A 21,368-nucleotide genomic window follows, 5' to 3' on the forward strand; every position below is an offset into this window, starting at 1 on the left:
TTCGGTGAATATGATCAACCCGATAGGACTTTGATGTCGTACTTTTGGCTGCCTAGCAAGGAGCTGAGCATCGCTTGGCCCTATTTCGGCCGTGGCGCCTAGCAATGGGTGGGAAGAAAGAAATGTATAACGCAGATGCGCTTGCCGGAGTGCCCCTGAAGCCAGCCAACGCGGCAGATCTGGCGCCCGATTTTCCCTGGCCGCCCCCCTTTCGGGCCGCGATGTTTTTGTCGTTCGACGTCGACGCGGAGAGCGCCTGGACGGGAGACGACGCGGATACTGCCAAACTTCTCATTTCAATGAGCTATGGCGGCTACGAAGCGCGTATCGGGACGCGAAAGCTACTGGAGCTGCTCGCTGATCTGGAGTTGAAAGCCACCTTCTTCATCCCAGGGTGGACGGTTGAAGCCCACCCAATGATGTGTGAGGCCATCGCAAAGGATGGTCATGAAATTGGCCACCACGGCTACCATCACCTGATGCCCCATCCTGATAATTCGCTGCTCGTCGAGGAAGTCGAGCGCGGGCTTGAGGCGCTTCAGCGTGTGCTCGGAGTTCGGCCTAAAGGCTATCGAGCTCCCTCGGGGGAATTTACCGCTGAGTTGCTCGCTCTCCTTCAAGAGTGCAATTTTCTTTATACGAGTTCCTTCCGCGATGACGTTCGCCCCTACCGGCATCGATTGGCCGATGGTCGTGCTGGAACTATTGAATTACCTGTTTCGGCTGGATTCGATGATTGGTCACTAGGCCTCCAGACACGTACGAGCTCTCGGCAGATTATGAGCACACGCGATGTCCTTCCTATGTGGATGGACGAGCTTGACGAGGTTCGTGATTGGGGTGCGATGCTGACTACGGTTTTGCACCCGCAATGCAGTGGGCGGCCAAACCGCTTCAGGCTTTTGCGCACGTTCCTTCAACAAGCGATGGCCTACAAAGACGTCTGGATAACCACCGGCGAAGCCATTGCCGATCGCTTTCGAGAACATGAGCGGCTGACCGGCGCGTGATTGCCGTGTCCCGGGGCGACATCGCGCGAGGGAATCCTGGCGCCGCGATGCCGCCCTCAAAAAACGATCAGCGGATTGGCATTTTCGGAAGCTATGTCCTCACGCATGGAGCTGAAGGCCAAAAGGTAGTTCGCGATCAGTGGGTCGTGATCGAGGGCGATACGATCGCCACAATTTCGAGCTATCCGCCGCATGGTGCGGACATTCTCGAAGATCGTCCCGGCCGCTTCATTCTCCCTGGCTTTCTCAACTTGCGCAACCACGGCTTTACGGAAGCGATAGCCCGGACCTGGACGGAGGATGGCGCAAGCCGGAAGGGAGAGGAAAGTATCCTCTACACGGTGCTTCTGCCACTATCGAAACGGAGCATCGATCTGCTTTCGCGGGAGGAGCGTTTGTCCATCGCCCGCTTGGGAATCTTGCAGCTTTTAAAAGGCGGCCCCACGACGGTCATGGAGTCGTTCCGGGCCGGATTTGGAGAAATGTTCGACGCTGCCTACGAAATGGGCATTCGCTTTTACGGCGCCCCGTATCTGTTCTCTACTGCCGACGCTCAGGTAGGTGAAGATGACATGGTTCGCTACGGAGCCGACGCCGGCAGCGGATCTGATAATGTCGCAGCGCTTCTAAGCTGGGAAAGCCTTCGTGCCGCATGGGATGGTGAAGACGATCGCCGAATACGGCTGGGGATGAGCCCGCATGCGCCTGACACGTGTGATCCGGACTTGCTACGCGGACCTTCGCTACGAGCTCAAGAGCTCGATATCCCGATGACGATGCATCTCGCGCAGAGCAGAGAAGTGATAAAAATCATTAGTGAGAGATATGCAGGCCGATCACCTGCTGAATATCTGGATTGGCTTGGGGTGTTGAACAGCCGTTTGATTGCTGCGCATTGCGTCGCGTCCTCAGATGCGGACCTAGCCTTAATGGCGGCCAGAGGCACAACAGTCGCGAATTGCCCGCGAGTTTTCGCTCGAGCTGGCGAAGCTGCGCCTTTCGGTAGGTTTGTGGCTCGCGGCGTCCAAACGGTCGTCGCCACGGATGGCTATAATATGGACGCTCTCGGCGAGCTCCAGGCCGCCGGTATGATCTCGAAAATACTATGTGGTTCGGCCGAGGTCGCTAGCGCTCCAGAACTTATCGACGCTGTGACTGTAGTAGCTACTAATGCGATTGATCGTAGTGATCTCGGCAGGCTCGCGCCAGGCAGCAAAGCCGATTTGACCGCCGTCGATTTGTCGCACCCGCATCTGCAGCCTATTGGTGATCCGCGCAGGGCGCTGGTTTGGCTAGCCAATCGGGCGAACATAGACATGTTCGTGGTCGATGGGCGGATTCTAGTGAGCCGCGGACATTATTGTCTTTCTGATGAGAATGAAATCATCGCAACTGGCTCAAAGGCTGTTGAGCGGATTTGGGATCTTCCCGAAGCGCGCCGGGCCTTCACGAGATGACCACAAATCCTTTGCGCGATATCGCCGCATTCACGGCTGATTTCCCTTACGATGACATTCCACCGAATGTGATCATGAAAGCGAAGATTCATCTACTCGATACACTAGGCGCTGCTCTCGCAGGCACGCGTTCCCCCGCCTTTGCCCTTGCTACCAGTGCGATCGATGACACCGCTGGCGGGAACGCGGCAATCTGGGCCACGGGACGCCGAGTTGCGCCGCGCGATGCAGCCTTCTGTAACGGTGTTGCGGCACATGCATACGAGCTCGATGATACGGGCGGTTGCGACCATAGTGGTGCTGTGGTGGTCCCGGCGCTCATGGCAGCACTCGCTTCAGGAACCGCATCGGGTCGCGACCTGCTTTCTGCCCTCGTCGTCGGCTATGAAGTTGGCAGGCGAGTGCTCGACGCCGCTGGCGGCTATGAAGCGCATAACGGTTATGGCTGGCATTCGACGGGAACCTGTGGCGTTTTAGCGTCTGCAGCAGCCGTCGCCCGACTATGGAGGTTGCCGGCCGGTCATTGTGAGGATGCCCTCTCGCTTGCGACCAGCTTTGCATCCGGCCTCTGGGCTTTCATCCATGACGGAAGCGCGGCGAAGAAGCTGCACGCCGGCAGAGCGGCAGAAGGCGGTCTTTTGGCCGCACGCCTGGCTAAATGCGGAATGTTAGGTCCACGCCTAGTATTCGAAGATGTCTGGGGTGGCTTTTTCAGAGCGTTCAATCACGCAAAGGGGGACCTGTTCCGCCTTACAGATGGTCTTGGCCACGAGTGGATGATCGAGCGCGCTTCGCTAAAACCATATGCCTCGTGCCGCGGCGTCCATTCGGCCGTAGATGCACTACTGGACATCTTGGAAGAGTCTCAGAGGTCTTCGACGGCGATCCGGACGATCAAAGTTGAGATGCCGGCCATGCTTATGGACATGTGTGGCGGTCGCGACGTGAAACTTCTATCGGCGGCGCAGATGAGCCTTCCCGGTGCCCTCGCAATGGTATGTGCATTCGGCGAGGCGGGGTTAGGCTCCTACGCAAAGGATCGGCGTACTTCTCCTCGGGTTCAAGCGATCATCGATCGCGTCATTCTCGAGGTGGACCCCAACCTCGTGGCAACCGACGAACCAGTCGTACATGTCACGTTTCAAGATGGAACGGCTTTCAGCAAGCAGGTCCACTTCGCCACTGGGTCAAAGCAGCGCCCCATGACATCGGCCGCCGTTGAGGAAAAGTTTAACAAGCTTGCCGGGATGGCTGTGGATGACGCAACCGTGACCCAGACTCGACAGATGGTCCTTAGCATCGAGCAGATTGAGGACGTTTCTCAGCTGACGACACTTCTCGAAAGGAAAGTAGAGCCGGCCTGCGACATTCTAGACTAGCCCGACTAGCGCTTCCACAACGCGAGGAGGAGAGCGCACCGCAGTCTAGCGATTATTTATTTTTATAGAGCGAAGGTGGAGTTTTTGCAACGTTGGTTTGATAACGATCGGCGTAACGCTACGGGTTGGGTGGATGACTAAAGACGGAGAGCCGATTCCCGACCTCTGACTTCAAAAACTACGCATTCATACTTGGACAGCTTAACAAGGCTGCCCTTCCCGTCCCGCGGATTGCGCCGCTCTGGCTTTCGTTCAAGTGGCGCCCATGTGCGACATAGCAGCATGAGCGCCGGCTCGATCTACAAAATGAATCCTTCTCGTGCGTCGCGTCAACTCGCCGAGAGCTGCGATCGCCATCGAGCGATCTGCGCATGAACCTGCATCGGCGCAGTACCGCCGTAGCTCGTTCGGCTGTCTACTGATGCTTCAACCGACAAAACCTCGAAGATCTCCGCCGTTATACGGGGTTCGATTCTCTGAAGCATTTCGAGAGGCAGCTCCCAGAGGTCCTGCCCCTTCAGCTCAGCTTGCTTGACGATAGCGCCAGTGACGTGGTGTGCATCACGAAATGGAAGATCCAGCACGCGCACCAGCCAATCGGCCAAATCGGTTGCCGTGGAAAAACCGCGTCCCGCAGCAGCCCGCATCGCCTCTCTATTGGCCACAAGATCTCCGATCATGCCGGTCATCGCCGATAGGGCAAGCTCAAGCCCATCGAAACTGTCAAAGAGTGGCTCTTTGTCCTCCTGCATATCCTTTGAGTATGTGAGGGGAAGACCTTTCATGACGACAAGAAGGGCGCTGAGCGCTCCGAGCAACCGTCCCGCCTTTGCACGTACCAATTCGGCTGCATCTGGGTTCCGCTTTTGGGGCATGATCGACGATCCAGTCGTGAATGCGTCTGAAAGGCTGACAAATCCAAATTGCGGCGTAGACCAAATCACAATTTCCTCTGCGAGGCGCGAAAGATGGACAGCGCTTATTGCGGCATTCGACATGGCTTCCAATGCGAAATCGCGTGCGGCGACGCTATCCATTGAGTTGGCCGTTGGACGATCGAAACCGAGTGCTTTCGCAGTCGCCTCTCGATCAATAGGAAAAGGTGAGCCAGCCAGCGCCGCGGCACCAAGCGGGCACTCATTCATCCGCCTTCGGGCATCAGCAAAGCGGTCTGCGTCGCGACCGAACATCTCGACATAGGCCATGAGGTGATGACCGAATGTCACAGGCTGAGCTGGTTGCAAGTGCGTGAAACCTGGCATCAAGACGTCGGCGTTCTTTTCCGCTTGAATAAGCAGCGAGTTCTGGAGCGCGCGAAGTTGATCGATGCTGCGTTCGCAGGCTTCACGCACCCATAGCCGGACATCAAGTGCCACTTGGTCGTTACGGGATCGAGCAGTATGGAGACGGCCGGACACGGGTCCAATCAACTCGCGCAAGCGCGCCTCGACATTCATGTGAATGTCCTCAAACTCCTCCCGGAAGGGGAACGTCTCCCCAATGATTTCCGCCTCGATCTGATCAAGGCCTCGTTGGATCTCGCGTTCGTCAGCAGACGTGAGAACGCCGACGGCAGCAAGCATGGCCGCATGTGCTCGCGAACCAGCCAGGTCCTGATGTGCCAGCCTGCGATCGAAACCGATGGAGACGTTGATCGCTTGCATCAAATCTGCTGGCTTTGTGGAGAATCGACCGCCCCACATAGCTTGTCCGGCAGATCTAACTACTCCACTGCTCACAGCGTCGATCTGCCCTGCTTCGATTGTCATTACTTGCTCCTTGTGAAGCCTCTGGACGCTCGGGGTAAGCGCGGTGAGGCTCGATGATCCGTCCCGATAATTCGCTCATCAGACCTCTGGGACGGTTCCAAAATCACTGCCCCTGATGCCGGTAGACTTGTGATCCACCACGAAGTTGACCACGCCGGCCAGTGCATCCGAGCCGTAAGCCGCCGAGGCGCCTCCAGTCACGACATCGACCCTCGAGATCAGGGCGTTCGGTATCGTGTTGACGTCAGGAGCGCTGAAATTGCGCGTTGCGAACGCGTTCACCATCCGCTTGCCATCAAGAAGGACCAACGTCCTTGCAGATCCGAGGCCGCGCAAATTCAATTGGTTCACGCCAATTGCGCCAGAAGTCACGCTGGTTGCGCTCGTCCGGGGCGTCACACTGTCGCTCAGCGCTGGTAAGCGATTGATTGCATCTGCAATGTTGGTGGGCGCGATCGCTTTCAGCGCTTCACCGCTCAAAACCGAGACAGGGGTTGGCGACTTGAACCCGTCGCGTATGATACGCGAGCCGGTTACAACAATGTCCTGGCCTGTCGGAGCATCGGAGGACGAACTGCTTGGCGTTTCCGTGGAAGCAGTCTGTGCCATGGCTTTGGTCGGCGCGATGAGCGGTATGAGCAAAGCAGCTACTGAAGCAGCCTGCATGAACGGCGGACGTCGCTTGGACATCGCGCTCGTGGTCATTGTATGCCCCCTTCTTTTCCACCGCGCAGATCGAGCGCTAGAATGAAGGCAAGGCTACCGTTACACGTCTATTTCAATCAAAGACCGTTTTGCTCGCTATTTATTCACTTTGGTTATGATCTATTAGGATCGACTCTCGCGCTGATACGAGAGGATTAAATTTTCAACGTCCGCTTGATGTCCTTCTAGTTTCGTGCGCCTTGTGCGAAACTTTGATGTCAGTGTCACGTGACACTTCCTCAAGCTGCCTTCCTTGCCTTTTTGCCCGGTAACGTGAAGACCAAAGCGCATGACACGAGAAGCGCTACCAGCAGGAAAGAGAATGCCAACATGAAGCTGCCATCCCCGATTCCAACTAGAAATCCAAATATGACAGGAGAAATTACCGCAGCCACTTGCCCTGCGGTAGTTATGAAGCTGCCAGCTACACCTATCACACTCTTGGGTATGGAAGTCATGGGCTCTGCCCAGAAGGACGAGAAGAAGGCGTTGAGACAGAAGCCGGCCATTGTCTGCGCGACAAGCAACACCATGCCGGATTCGGCGGTGGCGGTGAGAAATATGGCGAGCACTGCCGATAGCTGCGTTGCCACGATCAGCAATCGCTTGCTTTGCTGAAAATATCGACTGGCGATCCATCCGCCGAAAAGCATCCCTGCTATACCAGCGAAGCGAGGCAGAGAAGCGACGGCTCCAAGCTCGGCAGCTGAGAAGCCCCGCGACTTGAGTAGATATGTTGGAAGCCACGTAGAGAAGCCCCACTCGGCCAGCTCGAACGCGAAATAAATTAAAACATACTTCCAGATATTATAGCGCGTTATAAGATGAAATATGTTTTTGTAGTCTTTTACGTCTTGTTCGCTCGCGTCATCGCCTTCAATCTCAAGGATTTCAGCCGGATCAACTCGGTTGGAGTCTGAGGGCTTGTCGCGAACGACCCTCCAGAAAATTATCGCTGAGATGATGCCAGGTACGAAAAGAAGGTGGTAAACTGCCCGCCATCCCCATTCAGAGATGGCAGTTCCAACTATTAGCAGGCCTAGGGCACTCCCCAATGGCATCGCGGCCATTTTGATTGCATTCGCGCCAGCCCGTTCGTGCCTAGGGAACCAGGCCGCTATGGTTTTGAAGGAGCAGCCCGGCAATAAGCCCTCACCTATGCCGAAAGCGAACCTGATCATCAGCATCTGGGGCAGGCTGACGGCTAGGCCTGTCGCGAAAGTCAGTGCCGACCACCACGTTATGGCGAAAGTAGCGACCTTTCGCGATCCGAACCGGTCTGCCAACAGGCCTCCCGGTATCTGAGCCACCGCCATGCCTATGAAGAAAGTGCTCATCACTGCGCCCATTTCGACGGGACTCAGGTGAAAGTCGGTAGCGATATACGGAATAGCGATCGCCATTGCGATCCGATCAATATACGATACGATCCAGGAAAACGCCAAAACCGCAAGAACTTTATGCCGAGATTTCACCGTCTGTCGTTCCGATGCGAAAATTTCTGGGAGCGGCGAACCCAGATGATGGAGACCAAGCGCTCTCAATCAGAAGGAGCCAAACCAGAAGGAATGATAGAACACGGTGGAATTTCCGGTTTATGCCGTCAAATGGCGATTTTCGTTGATCTCATTCTGCAAAGTTATGATGGTGCAGCTGGCGGAGGACTCCAACGACAAATCAAGCCAACGCAACACATAATGTCGATGTCGAGCCCTCGGACTCGTCGAAGTGAGCGAATTTCAATTAGATTAGCGTTCGGGGGGAAACTGAGGCAGGTTCAACGGTCCGCTGCTCACGCCGCCCGAAACTCAAGATCGCGATACAGAACGACAGAATTGTTGCGCCGATCTGCAGGCCAAAACCCCAGTTATAATCGTTGTTGCTCAGTTGAAGAGCCAACCCTACCGCTGTCGGCGCTATGATAGCGGCAGTCTGGCCACCGATATTGATGACGCCGCTGCTCAATCCCATCGACGTTTTGGAAATGGCCTCCATGGGCATGGCCCAAAATGCGGGGAAGAAAGCAGCTATCGCTAAGGATGCTACAGTGGCCCAAGCGATAATTGCGACATGCGACGTCGCGAACAACATGGCCGCAGCCCCAGCCGATGCGAGCAATTGTGCTCCAAGGATCAGTAGGTGGCGCCGCTTGCTAAAAAAGCGGTCCGAAAGCCAGCCCCACATCATTGCGCCAAGCGCTCCACCGAGTGAAGACAATGTGATGGTCAAGCCCATGTCGAACGTCGAAAAGCCTCTTGCCTTCAGCAGGTAAGTTGGTAGCCAAGTAGGGAAGGCCCAGGCGATTATTTCGAACGTGAACAGGATCGAAAACCATTTGAGTATGTTCGGCTGGCGAATAACCTCGCGAAGCGTCATTCTTTCAGTTGGGACGCTAGCGGATTCAGCCTCGTTGTCCTCGAGTTCGGCCTGCTCGACAGCCGATAGCTCATCCGCATCGTCGGGGCTGTTGGGCACGAATCTCCAGAAAAGTGCAGCAAGAACAATGCATGGCAGGGCGAGGACGAAGAATGCCACACGCCAGTTCCACATCGTGGCTATGCTGAGAACAACCGCCGCTGCAATCGCCTTCCCGACATTTGCAAAAGCGAACACTGCGGCCGTAGCCGTCGCGCGCTGATGTTTGGGCACCCAAACAGCCAAAGTCTTGTTTAGGCTTCCCGGAAAATAAACGCCGTGCCCAGCACCAAAGCCAAACCGTGCTAGAAGCAGGTAAAGGTGGTTAATCGCAGCTCCCGTCAGAATTAGGAAAACCGACCACGAAAAAATGGCGAACGAGGCAACCTTACGGATCCCCAGCCGGTCATTTAGCATTCCGCCAGGGATCTGTGCTAGCACATAGGCGGCGCTAAATGCGCTCGAAACCATGCCCATCGCGACTGGGCCAATTTTGAAATCTTCCGCGATAAACGGAAGGACTACGAAGATGGCCTTCCGGTCCATGTAAGCCATCGCTTCCACGAGGGCGAGCACGATGAGCACCGTATAGCGGCGCTTCCAGTGTATCTTTCGGCCCATCACGGATGAATTTGGAAGGTTGGCGGAGTAATCATCAGCGTTCTACCTGTTCTTCGTCGTTTTTGTCGAACTCGGCTCCGGGATCAAAGATAAGATCATGGCGTGCTTCCTACCGCCTCCGAAGCTGCTCGGCTTTCTAGTTGAGGTTATGGCCGAGGTGGTGGCGATCAGCCTGCATCCGTCCATCACTCGATGCTGATCGTGTGCAGCTACGATTATTCCGTCAAGCCCAGAAAAGGATGAGGTTATTCTCTTTGCGTATGAAGTCAGAACAAGTCGCGATCCTTGCTTGAGTCTCTACGAGCCGCCACCATTCGATTGTCCCTAATGACGAGTGGACCGCCAGGCGGATCTCGGACGCACTCGGCACCGAGACCGAGCAGCGCGCGATGCGCAACTATGCACGGCCCTGGCTCACGCACGTCATGGTCAGCCGGCGGGAGACCGCGCAGCGCTGCTGACGCTGGGCGAGGTGATGCAACTCGTGCCCACTGACGAACTGATGCTGAACTCGGACCGCCCCGCCGATCCGCGCGAGGAAACCGCATTACTATGCGCATCGCCGCTACTTCACAGGCTCTTGGCGTATGCCTGAGAGTGGCCAGTTGGCCACGCTGGCTCGAATGCCAGAGTCCGTTGGGCGTACGATACATGAGGAATTCGCACGCGCCGCCAGTCGGAAGTGGTCGCTCTTTTGACGAAACCTTCCCTGTTCGCAAGCTGCGTTATCTCGCTCGCGAGGACGACATCTTCCACGGCCCGCTTGCTCTGCATCGACGTGGAGCGCGAGGTGAATCGACCACGGGTCCGCGAACGGCTCATGTCGTCACGCTCGACCTCGCGGCTGCCGATCAGGTCGGTGGCAAGCTCTGCAGTGCCCCCGCCCTCGCTCAAGCCGCAGCGTAGCAGCAGCAGGTTGCCGCAGTTCTCGATAATGGTGTGGGCACCCTCGCCGTAAATCTGCTTGATCTGGGCGAAGCTCTGGAAACCGATTGCCACTCGCCCACCAAATTTTCGCAGGCGCGCTTGGGCATCCTTGAGGCCCTCGATCCGGCCGAGCGCGTCGAGCTCATCAACGTGAAACCAAATCCGACGCTGTCGAGATGGGGCGAGGGAAAGCGTCTCGACGATTGCCAGATTGATCCAACAGGAGACGAGGCCGCGTAGCGCCGCGATTTGATTGGCATTATACGGCATCCATAACGAACCCGATCCGGTGCGCACCCATTGCCGAATGGAAAAGCCATCGCCGTCGCGAACCGCGAAACTCCGCAGACTGACGAGCGCGGGCGTAATGGTCCCGAGGATGCTGGCCAGCATGCGCTCGCCGCCTTCTTCGAAGAATCGAGCGGCGGGCGTGTTCGCGCACAACTCTTCGAGCTGTGTCTTGTTCGCCTGCACTAGGGCGTCAACGAAAGCAGCCGAACTGCCCATCGCGTTGGTGACCCAGCTTTCCATGGCACTGGACAGCAATTGCTGGGCGTAGCTTATCCACTGATCGTGATCGCTATGGCCAAGGTGCGGCAACAGCGATTGCGCGACCATCGGGAAGTCGCTGACGTGTTCGATTTCGGCTAACAAGTCCCATCGGGCGCAGCGGGCATCGAACGGGTTGAGGATGACATCGCCCGGTTCGTAGAAGGTGCTGAGAGCGCTCCCATCGGGATCCGCGACCACCTGGCGATCACCGCGGCGTCGGACGTCGGCCATCAGAGCGCGAAGCGCCGTTGATTTGCCTGAGCCGGTCGCACCGATCGCGGCGATGTGCATCGTCTCATCCTCGATCGTGAGCGGCACGCCACCGAGAGCCACTCGTCCTCCCGCGCCGGTGACCAACCGACTATGGAGACGACTGATCGGCCCGCGCATCTTCGTACCGCGCAGATGCGTGAAGCGTCGCGGCCAAACGCCCAGCCGGGCTGCCACTGCGCCCCCCAAATAAGCTAAAAGAGCGGGCAGCATCACGGCCAGGGTCGGCATCGCGGTGATGAAATCCGCATACAGCCAAAGGCCAACCAGACCGCCGCCCACCCAACCGATAGGCGCGGTCAGCAGCGGCCATGCTGTGCGCCGATCCACGGCCTGGACGGCGCCAATCGCAAGCGCGCCGGGCAGCGCGGCAAGGGCGAAGAACAGATGGTAGCGGTGGGCGGCAAGCCATAGCCAGCGCTGACCGAGCCAAGGCTCAAGCTGATCACGATGCCGCCAGTGCTCGAATACGAGATCGCGCATGGCGAAGCGGGCGTCGAGCGGGATGGTCTCCCGCACGACAGGCCAAGCGAGGCCGATGGCAAGCAGCGAAAGAAGAAACGCGACCTGATGCACGATCGGATCGGCGCCTTGGCTCCCTCCGGGTGTTCCGCCGCTCACCGCTCCGCTCCATAGTCTCGATCGCGGATCGGCGTGCGCTGCACCTTTGCAGCGTCGGCGTAGGCGGCGCACACCTGTTCCGCCGTCCGCTGTGAGGCTTTGGCAAGGGCCGCGAACGTCTCCCGCAGCTTGGTCGCCCGATCCTGCGTGGACGATCCGGCGGCAGCACCCGCGGTTTCCTTGCCGGGCTTCGCGCTGTTAGTCGCGGTGGACTGCTCAGCGGTAGCGTCGCGTGTTGCCGTCGGCACCGATAGCTCCGTCACGTGCGGGACTGCTTCTCGACGGCCACCGGCAGTCGCTTGACCCGAGCGGCTATCGTAATCGAGCACCATGTCTTTTGGCCGCTCGCGTGCGAGCGTCCGACGCAACTGCGCCTCGTCTTGGAAGTCGTCCCGGCCATAGTGGACGGCCGTTTCCGCACGGTGACGGGACAGCGCGACATAGGTGGAGTGAGCATCCATGCCCGGTGTGGCGAGGACGTGGGTGCGGTCCACGGTCATGCCCTGCGTCTTGTGCACAGTTGCCGCATAGCCATGATCGATCTGGTTGTAGCTCTTGAGATCGATATCGATTTTCCGTCCGTCATCTAGCCGTACCGCGAGACTGCTGCGGCCAGCTCTCTCGACGATGCCAAGCGAACCGTTCTTCACACCAAGCTCGCGCTCGTTCTTGAGGAAGAGGATCCGGTCATTCTCGGCAAATTGCCGAACGCCACGCTCGGTCTGGACCGCGACGTTCTGACCGATCTCACCTTGCGAAGCCAAACGCTCTCGCGCCGCCTGATTTAACATCGCGACCTCCTTGTTCATGTGGGTAAGAATGATGCGGGACGCGATTGGATCGGCTCGCCGCTCGGCGTCCCAGTGATCGATCAGCGTCGTTCGGGCAGCGTCGCGTGTCCCAGCGGCATGCACCATGCCCGCGCTCGAGTAAGCGGCGATCGCCTCACCTGTCCGGCCGCTGGCGAACATGCGGGTGGCTTCGCGCATCCAAGGTTCGGCCTGCCGGCGAACCTCGCTGATTTCGGCAGTACCATGGCGCTCAGCGAGCAGGCGAAATGCGGCGCCCGCCTCGATCGACTGAAGCTGCTGTGGGTCGCCCACCATGACGACCTTGGCGCCCGCGTCGGCAGCTTCCGCCAGCACGCGCTGGAGCTGGCGTGTGCCGACCATGCCGGCCTCGTCGAGCACTAGAACATCCCGCGACGTTAGCCGGTCGCGATCGCGTGCCCAGGCATGTTCGAGACTCGCGATCGTGCGTGATGTGATGCCCGATCCACCCTCGAGATTTTCGGCGGCAATGCCCGACAGCGCTGTGCCCCGTACGGTGTAACCCGCCGCCTCCCAAGTTTCGCGCGCAAGGCCGAGCATTGCCGACTTGCCAGTGCCGGCATAGCCGACGACGAGGCTGAGGCCGGCCGGTCGCGCGACATGGTCGAGGGCAGCGCGCTGTTCGCGCCCCAGTACAAATCCGCGCCCCACGGCGGCGTGAATTGCCTGTTCCACATAATACCGAGGAACATTGTGCTTCGCCCCCGCCAGCGCAGTGGCATTTCGCACAAGCGCTTGTTCAACATTGTGCATCGATGCGGTGGTGAAGCGCTCGACGGCGCGACCATCGCGTCCGAGAGCAAGCAGTTGATCAGAGCCACGCATGGCCTCGAGCACAGCTTCGAACTGTTCCTTGCCGTCAGAATGGCGGTGCGCGAACATCGCCATGTCACGGCGGGTGAAGGTGGCCTGATCGCGGGTCAGCGCATCGAGGCCGATCTCGGGGTGCGCGATGATTGTCCCACCGTTGGCACGCGCGATCCGGATATGGTCGTCGGCACGCTCGGCATCCTCGCCGCGCTCCAGCCGCCGCGCCCCAGCCGCACCAATCTTGTGCTGCGGCTGGAGGTCGATCCCGCGCGCGTCATGACTGCGGTGATCGATGCGCGCCGCGATGCCCAATGCGTTCAGCCGCTCGTTGGCGTGGTCGGCCCACCGCTCTCGCCATTGCTGCAACAGCGCTTTCGCGTTCCATTCACGAACCTTCGCGCCAAAGCCGTCCGGCCCGACGTCGCGCATCGCCAGCATGACATGGGCGTGCGGTTTCGCTTCACCGTCCGCGCCGATGTCCCAATGCACATTGAGATCGGCAACCATGCCGCGCGACACGAACTCACGATCAACGAATTCGCGAGCGAGCGCGATGCCCTGCTCCTTCGTCAGTTCGCGGGGAATGGCGAACTCAACCTCGCGGGCGAGTTGGGCGTCCTTACGTTTCTCGGTCGCCTCGACCTCATTCCACAGGGTTTCGCGGTCACGCAGGCGCTCCGGCGCGCCTTCCGGCAGCATCACCTCGGAATGGACGACACCGGCCTTGTTGGTGAACTCGTGAGCGCGGCCGAGCCGCTCATCCTCGAGACGTGAGGCCGAGCGATAGGCCGCGGCTGCCACCGCGCTCCTGCCGGTGCCCCGCCCGATGACTTTGGCCGAGAAGTGATAGATCGCCATGACGGCAACCCATCTACGCCTGATCCCGCGACGTCGGTACGACGTATAAGCGCGCTCTCATACGCTAGAGCGCTCCTGAGAGATTTCCGGCGTTGAACCGGGGGGGCAGGCCGCCCAATTCGGAGGCATCGACACGCAAAATGGAGGTGCACCGATGCGAAAGGTCCGTGATTTCGACGCTGAGCTGAAAGCGCTCAACGACCGCGCCAAGCTGCTCAAGCAGCGCAAGATCCAGCAATTCGGCGAACTGATCGAGGCGACGGGTGCCGATGCGCTTGAGCCCGATCTGCTTGCCGGAGCCCTCCTGGCGGCGGTCGCGGAAAAGGATAAGGCAACCATGTCGGCATGGAGTCGCCAGGGCGCCCAATTCTTTCGCGACACAAGCAGGCAATCGTCGCGCCGCACTGCAGGCGGTGGTGAAGGCGGCAAGGCGGCTGACACAGGTTCACAATCGGCTTGATGCAGCACGGTCGCGATCGGAAACGAGGGCTTGGGTCGTGGCAAGACGCGAACGCACACGGCATTTGATCGAGTTGGGCGGGTTGGTGCAAAAAGCCGGCCTCGTCGGCATTGCAGATGACGATCGCGCCATGCTGTATGGCGCTTTTCTCGAGATTGCGCAGCGCATGCAGAGCGACGAGGACTCGCAGTTCAAGCTGTTGCTGCGCCGTCGGGGTGCGCGCGCCTTTGCGACTGATGCAGAGCAGACATCGGCAAGTCGCAATCAGCGGAAAGCCGATGGCCCGCGCAATAAAATGATTGACGGTGATCACAAATGCTGAGGGTTCAACGAACCGGACAGCGTGGTACACAATAGCAAGTGGCTCAACCGCGCTTCGACGCCGCCGCTCGACGAGCGAAATGGTCGCCGAGGACGGCGAACTGTAAGCGTCGTTCCGGCCTTTCAATTACCCACAAGTCGTCGCGCCCATGGTTCCACTCGACTCATTGCCATTGCCCGCAGGCCGACGCTCATGATTCATCTCCAAGCATCAAATTGCTATGGCGGGGTGCGCTATGGACGGCGGGGCAACGGATATTGCTGCTTGGATTGATCGCGAGCTTGCCGGCTCGAGGTTTTCCGATGAGCGATTGGGCAAGCGCCTTCGCAGCTTGGTGCATCAACTTGGCTCGTCGATCGGAAGCCCTCTGCCGTTGGCGTGTGGCGACTGGGCAAGCGCCAAGGCGGCCTATCGCTTCCTGTCGAACGGCGATGTCAGAGAAGATCAGATCCTCGCGGGTCATTTCTCAGCTACGGCGGAGCGCATTCGGGCGGTCGAAGGGCCTATCCTCGTCCTTCAGGATACAACGGAGTTCATATACAAGCGCTCACGGCCGGAGGATGTCGGCGCAATCGGCTTTGCGCCTATGGCGCGCGGACCGGGCGGGCACCGGAAGCTGCATACCGTGTGTGGACTTCTGATGCATTCGAGCCTGGCGGTTACGCCGGAGGGCTTGCCGCTGGGGCTGACCGCAGCAAAATTCTGGTCGCGGTCCAAGTTCAAAGGGACCACCGCGTTGAAGCGGCACATAAACCCAACGCGCGTGCCTATCGAGGTCAAGGAGAGCATCCGTTGGCTGGAGAATATGTCGCAGTCCAACGCACTCATCGGAGACCCAGCGCGATGCGTACATATCGGTGATCGCGAAAACGACATCTACGAGTTCTTCTGCCGCGCTTTCGCGGAGGGCACCAACTTCGTCGTTCGAACCTGTGTTGATCGACTCGCCGGCAACGGCTCTCACACGAGCAATGCCGAGATGGCTGAATTCAGCATCAAAGGTCTGCACCCGATCACAGTGCCGCTGGGCAATGGCGAGGTCGAGGAAACAACGGTCGGCATTCGCTTTAAGGCCATCGACGTGCTGCCACCCATCGGTAAGCAGAAGCGATATCCGCCACTCAGGCTCACTGTCATCCATGCCCAGGAACGCACGAACCCGGAGGGCCGTAAGCCCATCGACTGGCGCCTCATCACCAACCTGCCGGTAAAAACTGCGGTCGACGCCATCGAAAAGCTCGACTGGTATGCAATGCGCTGGAAGGTCGAGGTCTTTCACAAAATCCTCAAATCCGGCTGTCGCGCAGAAGACGCGAAACTCCGCACCGCCGACCGGCTTGTCAATTTGATTGCGATATTTTGCGTGATCAGCTGGCGCATATTCTGGATGACGATGATAAGCCGGATCGCTCCCGACGCGCCACCGACTCTGGTCTTCACCGAGGAGGAATGCAAAATCCTCGATGACGTGGTTGGGCGACCTGTAGGCGAGACTTCAGCTCCTACCCTCGCCAAATATTCTGACAGTGTAGCTCGTCTCGGCGGATATATGGCACGAAGTCATGACCCACCACGAGGAAATAATGTAATGTGGAGAGGGTGGAAAAGGCTCATGGACATCTCGATCGGTTATCGCCTCGCGGTTCAAAGTTGTGGGCAATTGAAAGCCACAGGCCTCGCCTACCACGGACCGGAGGGGCTAGGCGAACAGTCGGCGACAAACTGACAGCGTTGTCCTCCGGAAATGATCTGGCACCACCCATCCCTTAATCTGTGCGACATAGCTAGCGCCGTCGGGAGCTAAGGGATTAACCGCCGTCGTCTCTTCTCGACGGACCTGCTCGCTCGGTGATACGGTTTGAGTGCTGCAGGCACTGCGCGAACCTACGCACCACTAAGTACAGACTTCGAAATCTGGGCAGCGACGTCCCGAACATGTTGAGCGAATGCCTGCATCAGCTTGGCATTGCGGTCTTCCGGGTTACGGCAAAGCTGGAACTTGAATTTGATATCGGGGCCGAAGGGGCGGACCGCCACACGATCTTCAAGGCCGCTCAGCATGAGCGGATGAACGAGGGACACGCCCAAGCCTGCTGCAACCATCTCGCAAACTGGCAGGGACATGGTGGCCGAAACCACGACATTCGGCCGGATGCCGCTCGCCTCAATCATGCGGTCGACGAGTTGACCGATGTACACTTCTGCATCGAACCCGATGAAGGCGATGTTGTCGAGGTCAGCCGGCTCTACACGGTGCTTGCGCGATAATGGGTGACCGATAGGCATAACACAAACAAGCGCATGCTCCATCAGGGGCTCGCAGGTCAGATAAGGATTGTCGACTCGGCCATTTATCACGCCCACGTCTAGTTTGCGTGCCAGAACCCGATCAACGACCTGCGTCGAGCTAAGCGAGCGCAGCTCACAGAACACGTTGGTGTTGCCAGCCAGGAAGCGCGCCGTGACCCGCTGGATGAAGTTACCTGACAGTGCAGGTATCACTCCGATCACCAGTCGGCCTTGATTCTGCCGGCGAATTACATCGATCGCGCTCTCGACCTGTCGAACGCCAGCGAAGATGCGCTCGACTTCCTTATAAAGGCGCATTGCATGCTCTGTCGGAGCGAGGCGTTTTTTTACTCTGTCGAAGAGCTTCAGGCCCGTGTCCATTTCAAGATGGGCAATCAGCTTACTCATAGCGGGCTGAGAGATATTCAATACCTCAGCTCCTCGGCTGACCGTTCCGTTCTCGATGACTGCTTTGAACGCCTCTATCTGTCGGAGGTTTACATGCCGTGTCATTTATATCCTCTGAGAATAATCACTGCCCATAGGCAGCCTTACTGGCATATCTAGCACTTTATAACCGGAAAGAATACCTCTCAAAAAAACCTAGCGGTTGGATGTCATTGGCGCTGCCATCTAGTCAAGAGTGCGTCGAAGAAATGGCAGAAGGTGGCCTATAGATTGCAAGGAACCGACGAATACGGACACGTTCGCCAGCCCATCTCAGCTCTATTTAATATAACCACATGGAATGATTATCAAGAAAACACGACTTTAACGTAGCTTGGAACGAGGGCCAGCTTCAGAGCTGTAGCAGAGCCAAAGGCAGAAGATGTTTCGTAAGCTTGATCCAGAACGGGGGGGCCTAAACCCGTTACAATCACTCTCGATGGCGTGCCGCTCACGGTCGAAGAAGGTGAACCGATACCGCGTCCTGCTTCGCCAAGCTCCACCATTCACGAGGCGGACGCCAGTAACCCACTCGCCTCGGGCCCCGTTCTGCATGATGGGCGCCTGCTTTGAGTGCCTTGTCCAGATCGACGGTGGCAACTCGATTCGAAGTTGCCAAGCGTGTGCGCGGGACGGGATGAAGGTTTGCCGCCAGGTTGAGCGCCCGAACCCGCTGTTGGAAGCCACGCTTTGACCGACGTGCTCGTGATTGGCGCTGGACCAGCTGGGATGACTGCGGCAATTGAGCTGTTGTCATTCGGCTTCGTGGTCACTGTCGTAGACGATCAGGCCGCTCCTGGCGGCCGGATTTTTGCCGCGATCGAAACTCGGGTAACTCATGGTGTTGAGGAGCGGTCCGGTGCGTCGCTGGTCTCGCGCTTCCGCCAGGCCGGCGGGGAATACCTCTCTCGTACCTAGGCGTGGCAGATCGAGCCGGGACCGCGGGTGTTTATGACACGCGACGGCATCGCAAGCGTCGTCAAGCCCAGTTTCGTGGTGATTGCGACTGGGGCGCAAGAACGACCAATGCCCTTCGTCGGCTGGCAGTTGCCTGGCGTGCTAACTGTCGGCGGCGCACAGATACTTTTCAAGACAGCAAGGCAGATGCCCGATGGGCCCGTATGGTTGGCGGGTTCCGGTCCATTGCTGCTGCAACCCGCTCACGCGGTAAACCACCGCTCAGTGCGATCCGAACAGCCTCTCGCTTAAAATCTTCACTATACTTCATCATCTCGCTGGTCTCCTGATCCGAGCTTAAAACGATCAGGTGACCGGCGCAAAACCGTTACAAGTCCAATCCTGTCAGCCCGCTTGGCGCGGAACACGTAAATCACCCCGGAATAGGGATCACCGCCATACTCGGTGGCCACCAGCGCGGCCAGAGCATCCGGCCCTTTGCGGAAGTCCACCGGGCGCGTGGCCACCATGACCCGCGTGCTCTGGCCAATCCCGATCATTGTTCGATCCGCAGCGCCTGAATGACCGCCACCGCCAGATCGGTCCGCGCAGATGGCCCGATCCGTACCACTGCGCCGCCGACCTCCACCTCCACCTCCACCATCCCATCGCCCGGCGCCGGTGATGAAGCCTGCGCCATCACTGGCACAAACATGGGCTCCTGGCGTGGAGGCAATTGGCTGGCCTGAACCGCGTAACGCAATTCACGCCGCCACGTGTAAAGTAAGGACGTGCTGACGTCGCGCTCCCGAGACAGCGCCGCGATATTGCCGCAGCGCTCCATCTCCGCCACCAACGCCAATTTCTCTTCCAGCGTCCAGATGCGCCGGCGCCCGGCCATCTTGGTCAGAACTTCTACCCGCTGAACCGGCCTCACAGCCGCTTCAGTGTCGATGTCCAGTGTGCTCGTAAACGTCGTGTCATCCATGCCCCCGCATCTGCAGCAGCCATAAATCCGCGCAAGGTGGGGCCGAAACGGCGCTTACGGAGGGGGCATCCTCTCCACCAATTCTCGACGTAACTCAACAGTCGGGACGGTGCGAGCGACGACGTGTCGGCCTATCACATAGTGCTCACATCGACTGGGTCGTAAAAGGTGGATGCGAAGCATCAGTAGCACTCAGGGAAAAAGTCCACGAATAGCCTTGGCGTTCCGCACCGTCTCGACGCCAAGCGCCAGAGCAGCGTCACGATTTGATATGCCGTCGCGCACAGCACGCGCCATCACACGCTGGAGCGCCCGCTCCAGCGTACCGTAGAGTTTATCCAGGACTTCGGGCTCGTCCCAAAAGAAACGCTGGAGATCTTGCACCCACTCGAAGTAGCTCACGATAACCCCACCGGCATTGCAGAGGATGTCCGGCAGAACAAAGATCTCGTCGCCGCGTTTTGCGATAATCTGATCCGCTTCCGGTGTGGTCGGCCCATTGGCTCCTTCTGCAAGGATCCGACATTTGATCCGCCCTGCATTGTCGGCGGTGATCGCCCGTTCCATGGCGGCGGGGACGAGGATATCGCACGGTTGGACGAGGAGTTCATCGCTATCGATTAGCGCCTCCGCGAGTGCCCCCTTCAGGAAGCGATTTTCGCGCGTGAAGGCGACAAGCGCCTCAACATCCAGTCCGCAGGGATCGTAATAGGCCGCGCTATGGTCGCTTACGCCGACGATGCGGACGCCGCGTTGAGCCAGTTCGAGGGCTGCGATCGAGCCGACGTTGCCAAACCCCTGAATGATCGCAGTCGCCTGCGCCGACTCGATGCCAACTATCTCCATCGCGCGACCGATAAGGAAGGCCACACCCCGGCCTGTTGCCTCGCGCCGGCCTAACGTACCTCCACAAGCGACCGGCTTGCCGGTCACGATCTCGGTCACTGTGCTTCCCGAATACATGGAATAGGTGTCCATGAACCATGCCATAACGCGTTCGTCGGTCCCCATGTCTGGCGCCATCACGTCGATGTGCGGCCCGACAAACGGGATCATCTCCTGCATGTATCGGCGTGAGAGCGCCTCGAGTTCTCTAAGAGACAGGGTGTACGGATCCACTGTGATACCGCCCTTGCCGCCTCCATAAGGAAGTCCGACCAGCGCGCATTTCCAGCTCATCCAGATCGCGAGTGCACCGACCTCTCCCACGTCTACGCTAGGCGCGAACCGAGTTCCTCCCTTCGTGGGTCCGAGCGTTAGATGGTGCTGCACTCGATAGCCGTTGAACACGGCAACAGAGCCGTCGTCGCGGTGGATAGGGCAGGACACAGCGATTGCTCGCTTGGGCATGAAGATGCGCTCGCGCTCGTCGAACGCGATGTTGAGGTGATCCGCCACTTGATTAAATTGGCGCCTTGCCATCTCGAAGACGGGACCCTGATATAAGCCTGCTTGCGACGTTGCCGACATGCGTGATCCTTAGTGTACGGTGCGGTTCTAATCGCAGGGGGAGGTGGTCAGCTGTGCCGAAATAGCTTCAAGCTCAGATCGATTTTCCGCGACGTTGCTGAGTGTCGCCCAAGATCGCGAGAAGCAATGGCATCAGCCGCGGCCCCCGAAAGGCTTCCTGCGTTACGGCTAGCGAAGAGCAAGGCAGCCGCAATTGCCGGCGAGGCGACGCCCCTCGCACTAGAAGTTCCCGGTCGGGAGGGTCGGTCCCGCTCGTTGGAAACGGTTCTGT

Annotated in this window: 18 protein-coding genes and 1 pseudogene; 9 read left to right on the forward strand and 10 right to left on the reverse strand. The window is 58.6% G+C overall.

From position 1 onward, the window contains the following. Positions 1–122: 122 nt before the first annotated feature. From FHW96_RS05490 to FHW96_RS05500, 3 genes are read left to right on the forward strand one after another with little or no spacing between them, the layout of a single operon-like run. Positions 123–1,010: a polysaccharide deacetylase gene (locus FHW96_RS05490; protein ID WP_172339528.1), complete on the forward strand. Its 888-nt coding sequence runs from the start codon at positions 123–125 to the stop codon at positions 1,008–1,010. Further along, positions 1,007–2,467: an amidohydrolase family protein gene (locus FHW96_RS05495; RefSeq protein WP_216650782.1), complete on the forward strand. Its 1,461-nt coding sequence runs from the start codon at positions 1,007–1,009 to the stop codon at positions 2,465–2,467. The genes FHW96_RS05490 and FHW96_RS05495 overlap by 4 nt, the downstream gene beginning before the upstream one ends. After that, entirely contained in the window at positions 2,464–3,846 is a 1,383-nt protein-coding gene (locus FHW96_RS05500; protein WP_172339529.1) for an MmgE/PrpD family protein, read from the forward strand. Before FHW96_RS05495 ends, FHW96_RS05500 begins: the two co-directional genes overlap by 4 nt. Before the next feature lie 329 nt (positions 3,847–4,175). Here FHW96_RS05500 and argH read toward each other — a convergent pair whose 3' ends face one another. From argH to FHW96_RS05520, 4 genes are all read right to left on the reverse strand, one after another. Then, a complete protein-coding gene (gene argH / locus FHW96_RS05505) occupies positions 4,176–5,549 on the reverse strand; it encodes an argininosuccinate lyase (RefSeq protein WP_172339659.1) in 1,374 nt (457 codons plus the stop codon). A gap of 144 nt (positions 5,550–5,693) precedes the next feature. Beyond that, positions 5,694–6,320 carry a TonB-dependent siderophore receptor gene (locus FHW96_RS05510; protein WP_253950748.1) on the reverse strand — a complete coding sequence of 209 codons (627 nt, stop codon included), beginning with the start codon at positions 6,318–6,320 and terminating at the stop codon, positions 5,694–5,696. A gap of 239 nt (positions 6,321–6,559) precedes the next feature. Further along, positions 6,560–7,795, reverse strand: a complete 1,236-nt coding sequence (locus FHW96_RS05515; protein ID WP_371815637.1) for an MFS transporter — start codon at positions 7,793–7,795, stop codon at positions 6,560–6,562. A 268-nt stretch (positions 7,796–8,063) separates the two neighbouring features. Continuing rightward, entirely contained in the window at positions 8,064–9,356 is a 1,293-nt protein-coding gene (locus tag FHW96_RS05520) for an MFS transporter (protein WP_172339531.1), read from the reverse strand. Between the two features lie 326 nt (positions 9,357–9,682). Here FHW96_RS05520 and FHW96_RS26125 point away from each other — a divergent pair. After that, a pseudogene (locus FHW96_RS26125) lies at positions 9,683–9,925 on the forward strand (type IV secretory system conjugative DNA transfer family protein); the annotation flags it as partial. Position 9,926: 1 nt separating this feature from the next. Here the strand turns inward: FHW96_RS26125 and FHW96_RS05525 are convergent. Continuing rightward, positions 9,927–11,726, reverse strand: coding sequence for a type IV secretion system DNA-binding domain-containing protein (locus FHW96_RS05525; RefSeq protein WP_371815638.1), 1,800 nt, complete (start codon positions 11,724–11,726; stop codon positions 9,927–9,929). Beyond that, entirely contained in the window at positions 11,723–14,224 is a 2,502-nt protein-coding gene (gene traA, locus FHW96_RS05530) for a Ti-type conjugative transfer relaxase TraA (protein ID WP_172339532.1), read from the reverse strand. The genes FHW96_RS05525 and traA overlap by 4 nt, the downstream gene beginning before the upstream one ends. A gap of 154 nt (positions 14,225–14,378) precedes the next feature. Here traA and traD point away from each other — a divergent pair, with 154 nt between their 5' ends. The 3 genes from traD (at position 14,379) to FHW96_RS05545 (ending at position 16,732) form a co-directional block, all read left to right on the forward strand. Beyond that, entirely contained in the window at positions 14,379–14,684 is a 306-nt protein-coding gene (traD, locus tag FHW96_RS05535; RefSeq protein WP_172339533.1) for a conjugal transfer protein TraD, read from the forward strand. A gap of 37 nt (positions 14,685–14,721) precedes the next feature. After that, entirely contained in the window at positions 14,722–15,006 is a 285-nt protein-coding gene (locus tag FHW96_RS05540) for a conjugal transfer protein TraD (protein ID WP_172339534.1), read from the forward strand. A gap of 235 nt (positions 15,007–15,241) precedes the next feature. Next, positions 15,242–16,732 (forward strand): IS4 family transposase, encoded by a 1,491-nt coding sequence (locus tag FHW96_RS05545; RefSeq protein ID WP_216650783.1) that lies wholly within the window; start codon positions 15,242–15,244, stop codon positions 16,730–16,732. A gap of 158 nt (positions 16,733–16,890) precedes the next feature. Here FHW96_RS05545 and FHW96_RS05550 read toward each other — a convergent pair whose 3' ends face one another. Next, positions 16,891–17,808 carry a LysR substrate-binding domain-containing protein gene (locus tag FHW96_RS05550; protein ID WP_172339535.1) on the reverse strand — a complete coding sequence of 306 codons (918 nt, stop codon included), beginning with the start codon at positions 17,806–17,808 and terminating at the stop codon, positions 16,891–16,893. Positions 17,809–18,181: 373 nt separating this feature from the next. On the opposite strand from FHW96_RS05550, the gene FHW96_RS26660 reads away from it, so the two are divergent. Together FHW96_RS26660 and FHW96_RS25945 are read left to right on the forward strand one after the other, a co-directional pair. Then, positions 18,182–18,436 carry a (2Fe-2S)-binding protein gene (locus tag FHW96_RS26660; protein WP_371815646.1) on the forward strand — a complete coding sequence of 85 codons (255 nt, stop codon included), beginning with the start codon at positions 18,182–18,184 and terminating at the stop codon, positions 18,434–18,436. Positions 18,437–18,441: 5 nt separating this feature from the next. Beyond that, positions 18,442–18,660 carry an NAD(P)-binding protein gene (locus FHW96_RS25945; RefSeq protein WP_371815647.1) on the forward strand — a complete coding sequence of 73 codons (219 nt, stop codon included), beginning with the start codon at positions 18,442–18,444 and terminating at the stop codon, positions 18,658–18,660. A 299-nt stretch (positions 18,661–18,959) separates the two neighbouring features. Here FHW96_RS25945 and tnpB read toward each other — a convergent pair whose 3' ends face one another. From tnpB to FHW96_RS05575, 3 genes are all read right to left on the reverse strand, one after another. Continuing rightward, entirely contained in the window at positions 18,960–19,199 is a 240-nt protein-coding gene (tnpB, locus tag FHW96_RS05565) for an IS66 family insertion sequence element accessory protein TnpB (protein ID WP_172339536.1), read from the reverse strand. Then, entirely contained in the window at positions 19,196–19,627 is a 432-nt protein-coding gene (locus FHW96_RS05570; protein WP_172339537.1) for a transposase, read from the reverse strand. Before FHW96_RS05570 ends, tnpB begins: the two co-directional genes overlap by 4 nt. A gap of 192 nt (positions 19,628–19,819) precedes the next feature. Continuing rightward, positions 19,820–21,097 (reverse strand): Glu/Leu/Phe/Val dehydrogenase, encoded by a 1,278-nt coding sequence (locus tag FHW96_RS05575; RefSeq protein WP_172339538.1) that lies wholly within the window; start codon positions 21,095–21,097, stop codon positions 19,820–19,822. Between the last annotated feature and the right edge of the window lie 271 nt (positions 21,098–21,368).

It is taken from the genome of Novosphingobium sp. SG751A (assembly GCF_013149295.1).
Classification (GTDB): domain Bacteria; phylum Pseudomonadota; class Alphaproteobacteria; order Sphingomonadales; family Sphingomonadaceae; genus Novosphingobium.